This window comes from Rhizobium sp. H4 (genome assembly GCF_003013335.1).
Classification (GTDB): domain Bacteria; phylum Pseudomonadota; class Alphaproteobacteria; order Rhizobiales; family Rhizobiaceae; genus Rhizobium; species Rhizobium sophoriradicis.
The window spans coordinates 1-1067 of sequence record NZ_PSOW01000051.1 but is presented as its reverse complement, the minus strand read 5'-3'; the positions used below and the strand labels follow the sequence as shown (position 1 = coordinate 1067).

Genomic DNA, 1067 nt, shown 5'->3' with positions numbered 1-1067 from the left:
ATGAGCGACTATCTGGATTGTCAAGTTGCATATTCGAATTCTCTTCGCGCGTCTCGTGCTTTTGCATTGAGAATAACCAGGAGTTTTCGGGCGAGTGCGATGCGGATGACCATTTTGGGTTTGCCGGCGCTTTGCAACCTTTGCTGGAAGGCGGCCAGGTGCGGATCGTGTCGGGCTGCGATGGCGCCGACCAGGAACAGAATGGCGCGTGGTCCGGAGCGCCCGCCGCGCACCGGCCGGTGTCCGCTGCGTTTGCCGCTGTCGTTGGCAATCGGCGCCAGGCCGGCCAGCTTGGCGATCGCCTTATTGGAGATCTGGCCGATCTCAGGCAGTTGGGCCATCAACCGGGCAACTGTACGGTTGGCCACGCCCTTGATCGAGCGAAAGGCCTGGTTGAGACAGGCCCAGAGCGGATCGTCGTCTATCATCGAGGCAATCTCGCCTTCGAGGGTGCGGCTCTGGCGCACCAAAAGTGCGATCACCTCGTTGAGGCTTGCCTCGCACTGCTGATCGCGGGCTGCACTGCGGCGCTGCATCTGGATGGTCAGATCACTCGTGACCTGGGACAGCCGCGCCATCAGCGCCGACAGCCGCATCTGCGCGGCTTTCGGCGGCGGCAGGGCAGCCAGCCGCCTGGTTTCGGCATAATGGGCGATCATCGCTGCATCGATGCGGTCGGTCTTTTCCAGAAAGCCCATGGATTCGGCAAAGCGGCGCACATGGCGCGGATTGGCAAGCGCGCAGGCGATGCCCAATTCCCACAACAGCAGGAAGGCCGTCCGCTCATAACCGCCGGAAGCCTCCATGACGACGAGCTCGACATTCTCGGCCCGGCAAAGATCGGCCAGCGCGCCAATGCCGGTGGCGTCATTGCTGAACCGTTCAAACGTCCCGGACGGGCGGATGAACGCATCCAGCCAGTCTTTCGAAACATCCACTCCACATATAATTCTGTTCACGGTAACCTGCCTTGTGCGTGCGATTGGAGCCAAGCGACTATTCGGTCGTACGTGACGATGACGAAGATCCCAGGCTCATCCACGGTTGTAACCGGAGGGGGGACGGGC

Annotated in this window: 1 protein-coding gene; it reads right to left on the bottom strand. The window is 61.4% G+C overall.

Annotated features, from left to right (window positions below; translation table 11 throughout):
* Window positions 1-20: 20 nt before the first annotated feature.
* Window positions 21-959 carry an IS110 family transposase gene (locus tag C4N04_RS31410; RefSeq protein ID WP_106797766.1) on the bottom strand — a complete coding sequence of 313 codons (939 nt, stop codon included), beginning with the start codon at window positions 957-959 and terminating at the stop codon, window positions 21-23.
* Window positions 960-1067 lie beyond the last annotated feature (108 nt).